Below are 15,164 nucleotides of genomic sequence, written 5' to 3' on the forward strand. Positions count from 1 at the left end.
GATTGACTACTCATAAGACAAGGGGTTTTGGCATGAACGGCGATTTGCTCTTGGTTATTCTTATCATTATCGGATTGCTCGGTCGATCACCAATTATTACGACGGCTGCCTGCATTCTGCTCGCCTTCAAATTGCTCGGTCTTGATCGTTACTTGCCTACAGTTGAGCGAAGAGGATTAGAAATCGGGCTGCTCTTTTTGACGATGGGTGTGCTCGTTCCATTCGCGAGTGAGCGCATTTCGTATAAAGATATTATCTCTGTATTTACAACATGGCCTGGAATTATCGCTCTCATTGGCGGAGCGATCGCTACGTATATGAATGGCAAAGGGCTAGAATTATTAAAAATAGACCCACAATTAATTGTGGGCCTCGTCATTGGTTCTATTTTTGGCATTATCTTTATGCGCGGTATTCCGGTAGGTCCGCTGATGGCCGCCGGAATCACTGCTTTTTTATTGAAACTGGCTTACTTTATCGCTGATAAGCTTAGCTAGTTATCTACGATCCTCAGGGCCACCCACGAAGGCTTGCTCCGTTGTGTCCAAGCCATAAGCCGTATGCAGAGCGCGAATCACGTCTGTAAGATTCGTGTTATCGATCACACAGCTCATCTTAATCTCAGACGTGCTTACTAAAGAAATGCTTATACCTAAGTCAGAAATAACTTTGAACATTGTAGCCGCAACTCCCGGAGTACTTACCATACCCGCGCCTACAATAGATACTTTAACTAGATTCACTTCGGAAGTTACTTCGCGATAGCCGATATCTTCACGCGTTTGTTCGATGACATCCAATGCTCTTTCCCGATCTGCTAAAGAAGTTGTGAAAGAGAAGTCAGCAGAGCCGCTGAGTACGCCACTTTGAACAATAATATCTACATCAATTTGTGCATCGGCAAGTGCCATAAACACTTTAGCCAGCTGCCCTGGCTTCTCAGGTACACCCAGAATACTAATTCTTGCCACATTTTTATCGTAAGCGATGCCTCGAACGACGATGCCTTGCTCCATGACTGCTTCCTCCTTCACATTGGTTCCTTCATTGTAATTAAAGCTCGAACGCACCACCAAGGTCACGTTGTAATTTTTCGCATATTCAACCGCTCTTGGGTGAAGTACAGCTGCTCCTAAGTTAGCTAACTCCAGCATTTCATCGTATGAAATAGCCTCAAGCTTCCTCGCTACCTTTACGATCCGCGGATCTGTCGAGTAAATACCGTCTACATCCGTGTAAATCTCGCAAAGATCAGCCTTTATCGCAGCAGCAAGTGCAACAGCCGTCGTATCCGAACCACCGCGACCTAGCGTCGTGATCTCACCGGCTTCAGTCATTCCCTGGAACCCAGCTACGATAACCACGTTACCTTGTTCAATCGCATTCAACACGCGATGCGGCTGAATATCTGTAATTCTTGCCTTACCGTGAACTTCTTCTGTGAAAATACCGCTTTGCCAGCCGGTGTAAGAAACCGCTTGTTCACCCAAATTATGTATTGCCATCGATAAGAGGGAAACCGATACTTGCTCTCCCGTCGTTAACAGCATATCCATTTCACGAGCCGGAGGGGCTCCATCGTAAATTTGCTTAGACAGGTCGATCAATTCATCTGTTGTATCTCCCATCGCCGAAACGACTACAACGCAGCTATGCCCTGCTTGCTTTCGTTCAACGATTCTTTTTGCAACACGTTTCATTCGCTCCGCATCACCGACAGAGCTGCCGCCGAATTTCATCACTATAAGAGACAAAGCAGACCCACTCCTAACACATACTAGTGCATAACAATTCAATATTATAGCATATAAGTGAAGTCCTGTGGTAAGAAATACGAATCGTGTCACATAATTCACATAATTCACACAAAATTAGAAACCCCCTCCTGACATTATGGTCGGGAGGGGGTGAATTAAACTTATTCTCAGTTATGCGCGTGAAATATATTTACCTTCATCCGTATCAACCAAGAGTATATCGCCTTCGTTGATGAACAGTGGAACCTGAACAACTAAACCCGTTTCTACTTTAGCGCCTTTGGAAGCTCCTGTTGCCGTATTGCCTTTAATCCCTGGCTCTGTTTCAACAACTTTCAATTCAACACTTTTCGGCAAATTGATTCCTAGGATTTCACCTTGGTAGCTCAAAATTTTGATGTTCATATTTTCTTTAAGGAAATTCAGTTCCCATTTCAATTGCTCATAGGAAAGGCTGAATTGATCATACGTTTCAGTATCCATGAACGTATACTCGTCACCACTTGCGTACAGGTATTGCATTTCGCGATTTTCAATGTGAGCGCGTCCAACGTTTTCGCCAGCACGGAACGTACGTTCAACTGTATTTCCGTTACGCAGGTTTTTAAGCTTGGAGCGAACAAACGCTGCACCTTTACCTGGTTTAACGTGTTGAAAATCCAAAACGGTAAATAAATCATGGTCTACTAAAATTGTAAGTCCTGTTTTAAAATCGTTAACTGATATCACTAGTGAGTCCCTCCGCTAATCAATAATAAGAAAATCTTTGGTAGAATGTGTAAGTATTTTAATGCCAGTGTCGGTAATTACAACGTCGTCTTCAATACGAACTCCGCCAAAATCGGGGAGATAAATACCAGGCTCAACGGTAACGACCATCCCAGCTGTTAAAACCATATCTTCTGTCTTCGACAATCGTGGAGATTCATGGACTTCCATGCCCAAACCGTGTCCGGTGCCATGACCAAAGTTATCGCCATAGCCATGTTTCACGATGACATCACGAGCAAAGGCGTCTCCTTCTCGACCGGTAATCCCTGGTTTCAAATTAGCCAAGCAGTTCAGTTGAGCTTCAAGAACAATATCATAAATTTCTTTATGCTTGTCCGTCGGCTTCCCGAGCATAACTGTTCTTGTAATATCTGAGCAGTACCCTTTATAATACGCTCCAAAATCCAATTTGACAAATTCATTTCCTTGCAGTACGCGATCACTCGCTTTACCATGAGGAAGAGCTGATCGCTCCCCTGAAGCAACAATGGTTTCGAAAGAGGTCGAAGTCCCGCCATTTTTGCGGATAAACATCTCGATCTCAAGCGCTATATCTTTCTCCACTGCCCCTGGTTTAATGAAGGCAAGAATATGAGAAAAGGTTTGATCTGCTAAATCAGCAGCTTCCTGCATAATTTGTATTTCAGCTTCATCTTTCACGATTCGAATTTGTTCAACAAGACGGCTGGTAGGAACGAATTCAATACCTGATAACCCCTCTTGATAACTGAGGAAATCTCCGTAAGATACATCAACTTGCTCAAATCCGAGTTTCGTAATGCCGTCTTTTACGAGTATTTCTTTGATCGTTTCGATCGGTCTAGGCTTATGTTCAATCACCTCGAAAAGCTTGGCTTGCTGAGGTGCTTGCGTCATATATCGGAAGTCAGTTAACAAGATAGCTCGATCCAACGTAATAAGAACAAAGCCAGAAGAACCCGTAAAACCCGATACATATGTACGATTATAATCATTTGTGATAAGTAGTGCTGAAAGATCTTGCTGTTGCATGACTTTTCGAAGACGTTCTATACGTTTCGCTTGCATATCAATCACCATTCTTTCTTACAAGTGGGGTAATAATGCTCTTAGACCAAGCTCATAACTGAGAGATCCGAATCCGCAGATTTGCCCAATAACGACCGGAGCTGTTACGGAGTGATGACGAAATTCCTCTCGCTTATGAATATTCGATAAATGAACTTCCACAGTAGGCAGCTGCACGGTTGCCAGCGCGTCGCGTATGGCATAGCTGTAATGCGTAAACGCTCCCGGGTTGATAAGAATGCCATCTTTCGTTCCGAAAGCTTCATGAATCTTATCAATGATGCCGCCCTCATGATTGGATTGGAACGTCTCCAGCTCAATCGTCAATTCCTCGGCCAGCTTGTTCAAACCTTGAATAATGGCAGACAACGATGACGTGCCATAAATTCCTGGTTCCCGCACACCGAGCATATTTAAGTTCGGACCGTTAATAACCAATACCTTTTTCAACAGGGAACCCCCTTAGCGTTTTAACCTATGTATTTTACCATAACTTTCATGTCTTGTGTATAGGCTCTCTAGTTCTTTCGTCTGAGTATTCAATTGCAATCGAATAGCCAATAAACATCCCCCAGACTAGGAATAAGCAGCCGTCGCTAATTACGGAATTGAAATCCGATTCACGAATCCAGTAAGTCATCCCTGCTAGCGGTCCAACCAGCAAATAGATCAAGCACCACCACGCGGCACCGTAAGCGATTCCCCACCACGGCCCTTGCAGCTTCCACAAAGTAACCATATAGATGTAAGCAGCGACAATTGAAAATAAAATAAAAAATCCCCAGCCAATTAACGTACCTTTCCATGTAAGCAAAAAATCGTGTTTAAAAAAGGGCTCAACGAGAAACCCAATCACGATTTTAGTAAACTTCAAATATTGTTCAACAATCTTAAGCCCTCCCCAAATCAAACCGGCAAAGAAGCCGATATAGAGAGCAAATAACCACCGACTCGTTTTGATCGTACTCGCGTTCTTCTGGCTCATGCTAAAACCTCTTCCTTTCTTTGCACTCGATGCTCGCAGCTTCCTATTCAAGAATAGTATGTTCTACCTCAATCGGTAGCATTCAAACCCCGAATCCGTTACAATAGGAAAGAAGTAATACCTAATTTGAGTATAGATAAGAAGGTGGACCAATTGGCAGAACAAAACAGTATATACGGAGGACAAGCCGTCATTGAAGGCGTCATGTTCGCAGGGAAAAATGTGCATGTTACAGCAGTACGCAAAAAAGACGGTTCCTTAGAATATTTGGAGGTACCAAAGAAAGAAATTCCTTGGGTCCAAGCGCTTAAAAAAATTCCACTCGTACGCGGCATTGTAGGTATCATCGAGTCCAGTGCGAAGGGCGCGCAGCACTTAAACTTTTCCGCTGAGTCGTTTGCCGAGCAAGAAGGCGAGACGAAGGAAAGTAATAAAAAAGAAGAAAAGCCTGGAATCTTCTCCAATATCTCAATGATTCTCGGCGTTGCTGTTGTCGGTGTAATTTCATTCCTTTTTGGGAAATTTGTTTTTACACTTGTACCAGCGGTTATTGAACAGTTTCTTTTCCAAAATGCATTTAGCAATCAAATTCTTCATAATTTAATAGAAGGCGTCATCAAGATCATCTTGCTCGTCGGGTATATTTATTTCATCTCCCTGACACCGATGATTCGCAGATTGTTCCAATATCACGGAGCAGAGCATAAAGTGATTAGCGCCTACGAGGCTGGTGTTGAGCTAACAGTCAGTAACGTACAGAAATTCAACACACTCCACTATCGTTGTGGCAGCAGCTTCATTGTATTTACAGTTATTATCGGAGTTGTCATCTACTCGTTCCTGCATTATGACGGGTACGTCGAGCGCATTGTACAGCGCTTGTTGCTGCTGCCTCTTGTAATTGGCGTTTCGTATGAAGTACTACGCTTCACGAATTCTCTACGCGAAGTACCTGTATTGCGTTTTCTAGGCTACCCTGGCTTGTGGCTGCAACTGCTCACAACCAAAGAACCTGAAGACAGCCAGGTCGAAGTGTCCATTGCTTCTTTCAACCGTATGCGCGAAGCAGAACAACGAATATTGGAGGGACGTCAATGAGAAGAAGATTTTCCCCCGTCGAGATTACGATTGCGGTGCTGATTGCCATTGGTTTGCTCGTAAGTTTGCAAACTTTATTCATCCCCATACTCGTGCTTGGGATCATCTTTTTACTATACAAAATCCCACCCTCTCGCTGGAAGTGGAACTCTCCCGCACGCGGAAATGCAAAGGGAAAAAGAAAATCCGGGAAATTTCGCGTTATCAACGGAAGCAAGGACTCCGAACCGGACGATTTCCCGAAGTATCATTAACGAGTTGAATTCACTTCTATTTGTAAAGACGAAGCACATATTTTTCATAGTTCTGTTCGTACGTTTCCATTGTCCATTTGGTGAAATAATGGTCGGTGGCTGAAAAGCCCGAATTGTAAAGTTCCATACTCGCTTCTTTAGATAAATCAAACTGCGTGTTTTGAACGCCCAGGGTAGGAATTTTAACCGTTCGGAAGCGATTCTGCTGTTCAATATAACGCTCATCATGTGCGTTAAGCATAGTGCCGAATAGCGCTTCGAGCATCGTTAAAGGTCCTCTCACTTTGTTCATCTGATATTCGCTCTTACCGACCAAATGAAAGCCGATAACGGGAATTCGTTCTACATCATTTTCTCGATCAAACACCCATAGTGGGTAATTGCTTAACAGTCCACCATCCACAATATAAAAAAATTGTTGCGCGAAAGGCTCTGCTGATGCAGAGCTTTTTAATTTGCACCGAACCATGACGGGGTCGAAAAAATAGGGGATACTTGTGCTCATACGCACCGCTTTAGCAATTGAAAGCTTCCGAGGATCGATTCCGTACTGGGCAATATCATCAGGAAGCACTAGCAGCTTTCCTTGCGTAATATCAGAAGCAATAATACGCAATTGATTAGGCCTTAAGTCACCAAAATTGCGGATGCCTTTGGCTAACAGTTGGCCGTATACCCAATGCTCAAGGGCTTCGCCGGAATACAAGCCTTTCTTAATTAAAAGCCGAGTTGCGGGTCCTATTATTTTGGTATTAAAGATCGCTGATCTTTGCATAAATGACTTGAAGGGCGCTTTCAGTATCAGCTCCTTCATTTCTTCCCCTGAGTAGCCTGCTGCCAGAAATGCAGCTACAATCGAACCTGAGCTTGTTCCAGCGACTTCATGAAACTCATATCCACGTTTCAGCGCGGCGCTTACGCCACCGGCCAATGCGATCCCCTTGACGCCTCCGCCTTCGAAAACACCGTTTATTTTCACCCGACATTCCCCCTCTAAAAGCCTGGAAACAACAATATCTGGCTCCAATTCTCTATATGCACAAAGAGTTTGTTTATATGCAAACAAAAAAGGCAGAAGCTGACAAGCAGCCCCTACCTAATAAATGAACGCCTATTGGCTTTCTACTTCAATATCTTTGCGAACTTGTAATAGTTCACTCATTCGATTCGGATCCCTACGGAAATATTCCAATAATGTTTCAATACATGTAATGGAATCCCAACTCAAATGGTGCTCAATCCCTTCTACATCCTTATATATATTATCATCTTGGACGCCGATTACGGTCAAAAACTCCTCTAATAATTGATGGCGGTCAACTAACCGTTTCCCCATCTTTTTACCTTTGGAGGTCAGCATAAGCCCACGATATTTTTCATAGATGAGATAATTATCTTTATCTAATTTTTGAATCATTTTGGTAACCGACGAGGGATGTACTTCCAGTCCTTCAGCAATATCGGAGACACGAGCATAGCCTTTTTCGTCAATGAGCTTATATATTCTCTCCAGATAATCTTCCATGCTTGGTGTAGCCATTGCGTTGTTTCCCCCTGCTTCCTTTAATTCCAGTCCATCGCTTTACCTATCATAATGCATGAACGTAGACGCGGTCAAATCTCCCATGATTCAATTCCAGCTTCCTTGGGACACTATTGAGTAGTAATGCCAACTACTGTTTGATGGTGAAAGGAGCCTGTTATGACAACAGAACTACTGACACGTCCAGTGCCAAGTACCGTTATATTCGTACCGGAGCTTGTTTATTTTGAACCAGATGCCATGAATTATCCTAAAGGTCAGCAAATCTGTAAGTGGGCCAAGCAACAAGGGCTTGAAATTCATATGACAACTTCCCACAATCAAATTAGGGACCTCCCAGGGGATTCCGAGCTAGAAAAGTATAAAATTGCTAAGCGGACACTTGTTGTAGGAATTAGAAAAACAATCAAATTTGAAACATCCAAGCCATCAGCAGAATACGCAATTCCTATTGCGACCGGCTGTATGGGACATTGTCATTACTGCTATTTGCAAACTACTTTAGGCGCTAAGCCTTATATTCGAGTATATGTGAACATCGATGATATTTTGGGAGCGGCTAAGCAATATATTGAAGAACGCGAACCTGAAATTACGAGATTTGAAGCTGCCTGTACGTCAGACCCAGTAGGGTTGGAGCATATCTCGGGATCCTTGAAGCAACTGATCGAATTCATGGGGCAGCAAGAACACGGCCGACTTCGTTTTGTAACAAAGTATCATCATGTTGAATCTCTTTTGAATGCTAAGCACAACAATCACACAAGATTTCGATTCAGCGTAAATGCGGATTATGTGATTAAACATTTCGAACCCGGTACCTCAAAGTTTCATGAACGCATAGAAGCCGCAGGTAAAGTAGCCAAGGCGGGTTATCCGCTCGGTTTCATCATAGCACCGATTATTTGGCATGAAGGCTGGGAAGAAGGCTACGCGACTCTGCTAGAACGTCTCCACAAGGAGCTGCCTAGAGAAGCTACAAGGGATTTAACTTTTGAAATGATTCAGCATCGATACACGAAGACTGCAAAAAATATCATTCAAAAGAGATATCCGAAAACAAAACTAGAGATGGATGAAGAGAAACGAAAATACAAATGGGGACGTTGGGGACAAGGAAAGTACGTTTATCCGGATGAACAAGCCAACGCACTCCGGGAATTTATCACTGAACAAATTTTCGATAAATTCCCCTCGGCGAAAATTGAATATTTTACTTAAAAGCAATTGCACTCAATCACGAAACTCAGAACTTTAACCATTCGGGGGTTATTGTATTCAACCATAGCGTGATTTGTGTCATTTTGCCCGTATAGAGCAGAATCGCAATGATCACCATTAAGCCTCCGCCTATTTTCATAATTGTATTGGAATATCGCAAAATCCAACGCGTTGATCCAATGAAAAATGATAAAACAAAAAATGGAATCGCAAACCCTAACGAATAGGCCGTCGTAAGTTGAAACCAAGTGCCTGGCTCCGTAGTAGCTAGCGCTAAAATAGCTGATAAGATCGGCCCTATACAAGGAGACCAGCCTGCCGCGAAACCCATTCCAATGACAATAGAACCTAAATAACCAGCGGGTCTGAATTTAAGTTGCAGCTTACGCTCTTTCATAAGCCATTGCGGTTGAAAAATCCCAAGCAAGAATAGTCCCATTATAAAAATTAAAATAGCAGCAATCTGACGCAGCAGGTCTCGATAATCAACGAAAAAATTACCTAAAAATCCAGCAGATAACCCAAGCGCATAAAAAATGATCGAAAATCCAACGATAAAACATAACGTGTGAAGCATCGTTCTCCGACGGACGTCTGAAGAAGATTGCCCAGATTTCAATTCACTAACTGAAATTCCCGATATGTATGAAAGATAAGAAGGGTACAAGGGTAAACAGCATGGCGAAATGAACGAAGCGATTCCCGCCCAGAGGGCGATCCACAAATTTACTGAGTCCATGTTAAATTCTCAATCCTCTTTTCAGAATAATCCCTATCAGGATTGCTATTAAAGTTAGTACAACCGTTCCTCCTGGGGCTAAATCCCATACACCTGCAAGAATAAGTCCAATGATTACAGCAATCTCAGAAAACAGCACCGCAAGAAAAACGGAATGCTTGAAACTGCGAGCAATAAGAAGACTACAGGCCACAGGGATCGTTAATAGCGATGAAACCAGAAGTGCTCCTACGATTTTAATGGCGACGGAGATTACGAGTGCAGTAAGCATTGTTATCATCATATTATAAAATTTCAGTGGAAGTCCACTTACACTCGCTGCATCCTCATCAAAAAACATGAGGAAGAATTCTTTGAAGTGGAGAGCAATTACACCTACTACAAGCACACAAACACCGAAAACGACCCATAAATCCGTTGCGTCAAGCGTATAAATGCTGCCAAATAAATAGCTCATAACATTCATATTGAAACCTTTACCCAATGTGAAAAGAAGGGTAGCGAGAGCCACTCCCCCTGACATAATGATCGCTATGGATAGCTCGGCATATGTTTTGTAAGCTTTGCGAAGCCTCTCTATGGCAAATGATGCTAGTAAGGCAAAGACCAGACCTACACCAAGCGGATAAATGTTAATGAGAAATCCAAGCGCAACCCCTGCAATTGAGACATGTGCTAACGTATCCCCAATCATTGACAATCGCCGAAGGACAAGAAAAACGCCCATTAAAGGCGCTGTAAGTCCAATCAAAATGCCTCCGATTAGTGCTCGTTGAAAAAAATATTCCGTAAAAATATCCAAAATGTTCGCTCCTTACTGAACTCCGATCATCTCACGAATTTGGCCGATGGAATGAGTTAAATTCGTCTCTCGGCAATCTTCAGGATCATGGGTATGCTTCACATAAAATTTAATTCCGCCGCTCATTTGCTGCGGTTCTGTTCCAAGATACGATTGCATCATATCCATATCATGAGAAACCATTATAAAAGCCATATGATGATGCTGATGCATATGCCGAATCATTCGGAAAAAGCCTACTTGCGTTTCCGCATCAATGCCAACCGTCGGCTCATCCAAGATGAGCAGTTCGGGATTATTCACGATCGCGCGCGCGAGGAAAGCGCGCTGCTGCTGTCCGCCTGATAACTGTCCGATTCGTCGGTTAGCCAAATCTTCGATGCGCATAGCTAGCATGGCATCCTCAGCCTTCTGAACGTCTGCTTTGGACAGCCGACGATATACATGCTTCTTGCTGTACATCCCTGACAGCACAATTTCCCTTACCGTTGCTGGAAACAACGGATTGAACGCATTTTTCTGTGGAACATATCCGATCCGTTCCCAATCTTTGAACTGATTGATCGGTCGATCAAACAATCTGATCTCACCTTCGGTCGGCTTTAGCAACCCGACAAGCATTTTCAGCAGGGTCGTTTTACCGGCGCCATTGGAACCGATCACCCCTACAAAGTCCCGCTCAAGAACGTCAAAACGCAGCTTCTCAATCACCTTTTTATGCTCATAAGAAAAAGAAACATGATCTATAGAAACAATACTGCGATGGCACGACTGCCTATTGCTATTATCCATCTACGAAACTCCTAACTTAGTGAAATCACTATCCTCATTAAACTTTATTGTAAAGCCTTCAGAAGATTTATCAAATTTTTGTCCATAATCGAAATGTAATCGTCACCGGCTTTAATTTGCTCCTCCGTCAAGCCCTCCAATGGATTCAAGACCATCGTTTCGACCTTTGCATCTTTAGCGAGCGTCTTAGCTAGCTTATCAGAAACAAGCTCCTCGAAGAAAATATATTTGATTTCATTCTCTTTTATGAATTCATTCATTTTTTTCAAATCCTGTGCCGTCGGTTCTGAATCAGGCGATAAGCCCATTATGGACAGCTGTGTTAAACCGTAATCACGACACAAATATGCGAAAGCTTGATGTGAGACCGCAATAGCTTTTTTTGAAGTTTGAGAAAGCTCCTTCTTATAACGTTCGTCCAGATTCATAAGTTTTGCCGCGTAATTATTATAATTCTGCTCGAACACCGCTTTATGTGCAGGGTCAGCTTCAACAAGCGCATTCTTAATATTATTAGCCATTTTGACTGCATTTAACGGACTTAACCACGCATGCGGATCAAATTGTTCTTTATTTTCGGAGGTTTTGATTAATTCTGCACCTTTACTAGCCTCAACAACCTTCAAACTAGAGTCTGCCGATACACTTCCAAGAAAATCTTGCACCCAGCCTTCGAAACCAGCACCTTGATAAACAAATAATTGAGCCTTGGTCATATTTTTCAAATCTCTACTTTTAGGAGACCAGTCATGAGGCTCAACACCAGCGGGTACAAGATTAATCACATTCACATATTCACCACCTATATGGCGTGCAAAATCATAAAGGGGATAAAAGCTTGTCACAACATTTACTTTTCCTTGAACAATCTCCGCTTTTGAACTTGAAGCACTTCCACAACCTGCTAATACAATTCCGAAAAGAATCAAAATACCTATATAAATGACCGCCATTTTACGCATAAATCTAAACCTCCGTCACAATCTAAATCGTAATCTTTTTTATTAACGACCTTGATTATACGAGTAGGCTTCACCTATGTCAATACACAAAAAGAGTAAATTGTCCTAGCACACAAAATAAAAACCACTTGTGAACTTCACGAGTGGTTCTCCACCTTAACATCGTTAAACGGTAAATCTTATCTCAGAGGAATTATCTGTTTATCGAGCATTTCGAATTCTCCTACTTCTTCATTGATTAATCTCAATCTCCAGAACTGCTTCCTGTATCACTGCCCTTACTTTTCATCATTTTCTGATCAGACTTCTCTCCTTTTCCATCAGCACTTGACTTAGAGTCCTTTTTCTCCGTTTTCGGAGGCTTATCACTTTCCTCTTTCAGCTTCTTATATCGCTCTTCTGACTGTTTAATGACCTTTTTATCCTGCTCGATTTGATACTGAATGATCTCTTTATACATATCATATTGCTTCTTTAATTCTTGATTGATTACGCTTGGTTTATCCTTGGTGCTTTGTGACTTTTGCTTACTCTGATCAGTGCTCTCTTTCTTTTGGGCCTTGTCACCACCGCCAAATATACTGCACCCCGTTAACAGAATAGATAGCCCTAAGACTGCCATCACTGTAACAACAAATCGAAGGTTCATTTGTCTCACTCCGTCATTTCTTTTCCTTTAGAGTACCCATCACATTTAAGAAAAAAACAAGTTCGATTTTGGGTATAACTCCAATGGATGTATTCGCAAAGAATATAAAAAACTTCCAAAACCACATTCAAGTGGAAATGGAAGCTTTTTAGCGTTTTTAGATAAATAGCCATGTGTGTCTTCGGAAATCCTGTCTATTTCACAATGGCACCATTCGGCATACTGTCCGGCACGGTCGCCAAAGTTAATTGATCGCCGTGTGAAGCAGCCAAAATCATCCCTTGCGATAGCTCGCCGCGCAGTTTGGCGGGCTTCAAGTTTGTGACGCAAATTACTTTACGCCCAGCCAACTCCTCCGGCGTGTAAAACTTCGCGATACCGGATACAACTTGACGCTTCTCATAACCTAGATCAAGCTGCAGCTTTAATAACTTATCTGCACCTTTCACAGGCTCAGCCGAGATAACTTGCGCCACACGCAGCTCAACCTTGGCGAAATCGTCGATGCCGATTTCCTCCTTCGGCTCAGGAGTCGGCACGCTCGAAGTAGTCACCTCTGGTGCTGCCGTTTCTGTTTCAGCAGCGCCACTCGGCGCGGCAGTGCTTCCCATAGCCTGTGCGATGTAAGCAACTTCCGCTTCTACGTCTAGCCGCGGGAACATCGGTGCTCCCTTCTGAACGACGGTACCCGCAGGAATCAACCCAAAGGTTTGTACACTCTCCCACGCAGTCAAACGTGGCAAATCATCCGCAGCAAGGCCAAGCTGCTGCCAGATCAATTGCGGCGTCTTCGTCAGAAAAGGACGCAGAAGCACTGACGAGATGCGCTGGGATTCCGCCAACACATACATCACGGAACCAAGTGTTTCACGCTTGGCCTCGTCTTTGACCATCGACCAAGGCTGAGTCTCGTCGATATATTTATTTGTACGGCTAATGAGCTGCCACACAGCCGAGAGGGCAATGGAGAATTCCATTTTCTCCATCGCCTCTTCGTACTTTGCAACTGTTGAACGGACAGTTTCCAAGAGGCTTTCATCAAACTCCGTTGCACCAGGAAGGTAAGCGGGAATTGCGCCCACATAATACTTATCGATCATGACGATCGTACGGTTCAGTAGATTCCCAAGATCATTTGCAAGATCATGATTAACACGCTCTACAAAGCTCTCTGGAGTGAACGTACCATCCGCACCAAAAGGCACTTCGCGCATGAGGTAATAACGAAGAGCATCTAGTCCATAACGATCGATCAAGGTAACCGGGTCAACAACATTGCCTTTGGACTTCGACATTTTCCCGTCCTTCATAAGCAGCCAACCGTGCGCAAATACTTTTTTAGGCAGCGGTAATTCCAACGCCATCATCATGATTGGCCAATAAATCGTATGGAAACGCACAATTTCCTTGCTCATTAAATGAACATCAGCAGGCCAATACTTCTTGAATTTACTTTCATCGTCAGAACCATAGCCTAATGCTGTAATATAGTTTGATAATGCATCAATCCAAACGTAGATAACGTGCTTAGGATCCCCAGGTACTCGAATGCCCCAATCAAATGTAGTTCGGGATACAGCCAAATCTTCAAGACCTGGCTTAATAAAGTTGTTCAACATTTCATTTTTCCGTGATTCTGGTTGAATGAACTCCGGATTCTCCTCATAGTATTGAACGAGTCGATCCGCATATTTGCTCATTTTGAAGAAGTAGGTCTCTTCCTTCATTTTCTCAACAGCGCGTCCGCAATCTGGGCACTTCCCGTCAACTAGCTTACTTTCTGGAAAAAAAGTTTCACAAGGCACACAATACCAGCCTTCATACTCCCCTAAATAAATGTCCCCTTGCTCCAGCAGACGTTGAAAAATTTTGCCTACAGCATTTTTATGACGATCCTCTGTGGTACGGATAAAATCATCGTAAGAAATATCAAGTTTTTCCCAAAGCTCTTTAATACCAGCAACAATATTATCAACAAATAGCTGCGGGGTAGTTCCTTGTTCTTGCGCCTTACGTTCAATCTTTTGTCCGTGTTCATCAGTTCCCGTTAAGTATCTGACATCAAAGCCGCGAAGCCTTTTGTAGCGGGCCATTACATCACCGGCCACTGTGGAATAGGCATGACCGATATGCAGCTTATCACTTGGGTAAAAAATCGGTGTTGTGATGTAAAAGGTTTTAGACTCAGTCGTCATCGTACATTCCTCCCAACAAAATTATAGAAAACACAAAAAACCCTCATCCATCTTGGGACGAGAGTAAACTCACGCGGTACCACCCAGGTTCCCCCGCCTTTCACAAGCTCGGGGCTCAGTAAGTCTATGACGACTTGCCCATTAACGCTGGGACACGAAGCCAGCTTACTCCCTAACATTGCTTCACAATGGCAATTTCTAGGCAGCTCGAAGGCTTATTCTCCGGGACCATCTTCCAAACCTGCTCCTATACCGGCTTTCACCTAACCCGGCTCTCTGTTCATAGGCCTCCGCTTGTACTTATCCGTTCATCGAAAATATTTATAACGCTTTAACGCAAATATATCGA

17 protein-coding genes are annotated in these 15,164 nt (G+C 43.2%); 4 read left to right on the top strand and 13 right to left on the bottom strand.

Going from position 1 to position 15,164, the window contains the following annotated elements; all coding sequences use genetic code 11:
- The first annotated feature begins 32 nt into the window (after positions 1–32).
- Positions 33–497 (top strand): DUF441 domain-containing protein, encoded by a 465-nt coding sequence (locus GK047_RS09385; RefSeq protein WP_163944662.1) that lies wholly within the window; start codon positions 33–35, stop codon positions 495–497.
- Here GK047_RS09385 and GK047_RS09390 read toward each other — a convergent pair whose 3' ends face one another.
- The 5 genes from GK047_RS09390 to GK047_RS09410 form a co-directional block, all read right to left on the bottom strand.
- Positions 498–1,754 (bottom strand): aspartate kinase, encoded by a 1,257-nt coding sequence (locus GK047_RS09390; protein WP_163944665.1) that lies wholly within the window; start codon positions 1,752–1,754, stop codon positions 498–500.
- A 174-nt stretch (positions 1,755–1,928) separates the two neighbouring features.
- Positions 1,929–2,486 (bottom strand): elongation factor P, encoded by a 558-nt coding sequence (efp, locus tag GK047_RS09395; RefSeq protein ID WP_163944668.1) that lies wholly within the window; start codon positions 2,484–2,486, stop codon positions 1,929–1,931.
- Between the two features lie 15 nt (positions 2,487–2,501).
- Positions 2,502–3,575: a M24 family metallopeptidase gene (locus GK047_RS09400; protein WP_163944671.1), complete on the bottom strand. Its 1,074-nt coding sequence runs from the start codon at positions 3,573–3,575 to the stop codon at positions 2,502–2,504.
- Positions 3,576–3,593: 18 nt separating this feature from the next.
- Positions 3,594–4,025 (bottom strand): type II 3-dehydroquinate dehydratase, encoded by a 432-nt coding sequence (gene aroQ, locus GK047_RS09405; protein ID WP_163944674.1) that lies wholly within the window; start codon positions 4,023–4,025, stop codon positions 3,594–3,596.
- 46 nt (positions 4,026–4,071) lie between these two features.
- Complete coding sequence (locus GK047_RS09410; protein ID WP_163944677.1) at positions 4,072–4,560, bottom strand: YqhR family membrane protein; 489 nt, start codon at positions 4,558–4,560, stop codon at positions 4,072–4,074.
- A 204-nt stretch (positions 4,561–4,764) separates the two neighbouring features.
- Between GK047_RS09410 and GK047_RS09415 the strand changes: the two genes are divergently transcribed.
- Positions 4,765–5,658: a DUF1385 domain-containing protein gene (locus GK047_RS09415; protein WP_163945305.1), complete on the top strand. Its 894-nt coding sequence runs from the start codon at positions 4,765–4,767 to the stop codon at positions 5,656–5,658.
- Entirely contained in the window at positions 5,655–5,912 is a 258-nt protein-coding gene (locus GK047_RS09420) for a hypothetical protein (RefSeq protein ID WP_163944680.1), read from the top strand. The genes GK047_RS09415 and GK047_RS09420 overlap by 4 nt, the downstream gene beginning before the upstream one ends.
- 16 nt (positions 5,913–5,928) lie before the next feature.
- On the opposite strand, the gene GK047_RS09425 is transcribed toward GK047_RS09420, so the two are convergent.
- Positions 5,929–6,891: a patatin-like phospholipase family protein gene (locus GK047_RS09425; protein WP_163944683.1), complete on the bottom strand. Its 963-nt coding sequence runs from the start codon at positions 6,889–6,891 to the stop codon at positions 5,929–5,931.
- 132 nt (positions 6,892–7,023) lie between these two features.
- Positions 7,024–7,452: a transcriptional regulator MntR gene (gene mntR, locus GK047_RS09430; protein ID WP_163944686.1), complete on the bottom strand. Its 429-nt coding sequence runs from the start codon at positions 7,450–7,452 to the stop codon at positions 7,024–7,026.
- Between the two features lie 162 nt (positions 7,453–7,614).
- Between mntR and splB the strand changes: the two genes are divergently transcribed.
- On the top strand, positions 7,615–8,676 hold the full coding sequence (gene splB / locus GK047_RS09435) for a spore photoproduct lyase (protein WP_163944690.1): 1,062 nt from the start codon (positions 7,615–7,617) through the stop codon (positions 8,674–8,676).
- Positions 8,677–8,701: 25 nt separating this feature from the next.
- On the opposite strand, the gene GK047_RS09440 is transcribed toward splB, so the two are convergent.
- The 6 genes from GK047_RS09440 to metG form a co-directional block, all read right to left on the bottom strand.
- Positions 8,702–9,415, bottom strand: coding sequence for a cytochrome c biogenesis CcdA family protein (locus GK047_RS09440; RefSeq protein WP_163944693.1), 714 nt, complete (start codon positions 9,413–9,415; stop codon positions 8,702–8,704).
- A 1-nt stretch (position 9,416) separates the two neighbouring features.
- Positions 9,417–10,217 carry a metal ABC transporter permease gene (locus GK047_RS09445; protein WP_163944696.1) on the bottom strand — a complete coding sequence of 267 codons (801 nt, stop codon included), beginning with the start codon at positions 10,215–10,217 and terminating at the stop codon, positions 9,417–9,419.
- 12 nt (positions 10,218–10,229) lie between these two features.
- Positions 10,230–11,009 (bottom strand): metal ABC transporter ATP-binding protein, encoded by a 780-nt coding sequence (locus tag GK047_RS09450; protein ID WP_163944699.1) that lies wholly within the window; start codon positions 11,007–11,009, stop codon positions 10,230–10,232.
- Positions 11,010–11,053: 44 nt separating this feature from the next.
- Positions 11,054–11,971 (bottom strand): metal ABC transporter substrate-binding protein, encoded by a 918-nt coding sequence (locus GK047_RS09455; protein ID WP_163944702.1) that lies wholly within the window; start codon positions 11,969–11,971, stop codon positions 11,054–11,056.
- Between the two features lie 244 nt (positions 11,972–12,215).
- The gene (locus GK047_RS09460; protein WP_163944706.1) at positions 12,216–12,620 is read right to left on the bottom strand and encodes a hypothetical protein; all 405 of its coding nucleotides are present in this window, start codon (positions 12,618–12,620) and stop codon (positions 12,216–12,218) included.
- A gap of 194 nt (positions 12,621–12,814) precedes the next feature.
- Positions 12,815–14,815, bottom strand: coding sequence for a methionine--tRNA ligase (gene metG, locus GK047_RS09465; RefSeq protein ID WP_163944709.1), 2,001 nt, complete (start codon positions 14,813–14,815; stop codon positions 12,815–12,817).
- Positions 14,816–15,164 lie beyond the last annotated feature (349 nt).

Source organism: Paenibacillus sp. SYP-B3998 (assembly GCF_010820665.1).
GTDB lineage: Bacteria > Bacillota > Bacilli > Paenibacillales > NBRC-103111 > Paenibacillus_E.

Bases quoted from the DNA above. Each gene is read 5' to 3' on its own strand.
- metG (WP_163944709.1), bottom strand. From the start codon at position 14,815: ATGACGACTGAGTCTAAAACCTTTTACATCACAACACCGATTTTTTAC.
- GK047_RS09400 (WP_163944671.1), bottom strand. From the start codon at position 3,575: ATGCAAGCGAAACGTATAGAACGTCTTCGAAAAGTCATGCAACAGCAA.
- GK047_RS09385 (WP_163944662.1), top strand. From the start codon at position 33: ATGAACGGCGATTTGCTCTTGGTTATTCTTATCATTATCGGATTGCTC.
- splB (WP_163944690.1), top strand. From the start codon at position 7,615: ATGACAACAGAACTACTGACACGTCCAGTGCCAAGTACCGTTATATTC.
- GK047_RS09450 (WP_163944699.1), bottom strand. From the start codon at position 11,009: ATGGATAATAGCAATAGGCAGTCGTGCCATCGCAGTATTGTTTCTATA.
- GK047_RS09420 (WP_163944680.1), top strand. From the start codon at position 5,655: ATGAGAAGAAGATTTTCCCCCGTCGAGATTACGATTGCGGTGCTGATT.
- mntR (WP_163944686.1), bottom strand. From the start codon at position 7,452: ATGGCTACACCAAGCATGGAAGATTATCTGGAGAGAATATATAAGCTC.
- GK047_RS09440 (WP_163944693.1), bottom strand. From the start codon at position 9,415: ATGGACTCAGTAAATTTGTGGATCGCCCTCTGGGCGGGAATCGCTTCG.
- GK047_RS09460 (WP_163944706.1), bottom strand. From the start codon at position 12,620: ATGAACCTTCGATTTGTTGTTACAGTGATGGCAGTCTTAGGGCTATCT.
- GK047_RS09415 (WP_163945305.1), top strand. From the start codon at position 4,765: ATGTTCGCAGGGAAAAATGTGCATGTTACAGCAGTACGCAAAAAAGAC.
- GK047_RS09410 (WP_163944677.1), bottom strand. From the start codon at position 4,560: ATGAGCCAGAAGAACGCGAGTACGATCAAAACGAGTCGGTGGTTATTT.
- GK047_RS09455 (WP_163944702.1), bottom strand. From the start codon at position 11,971: ATGCGTAAAATGGCGGTCATTTATATAGGTATTTTGATTCTTTTCGGA.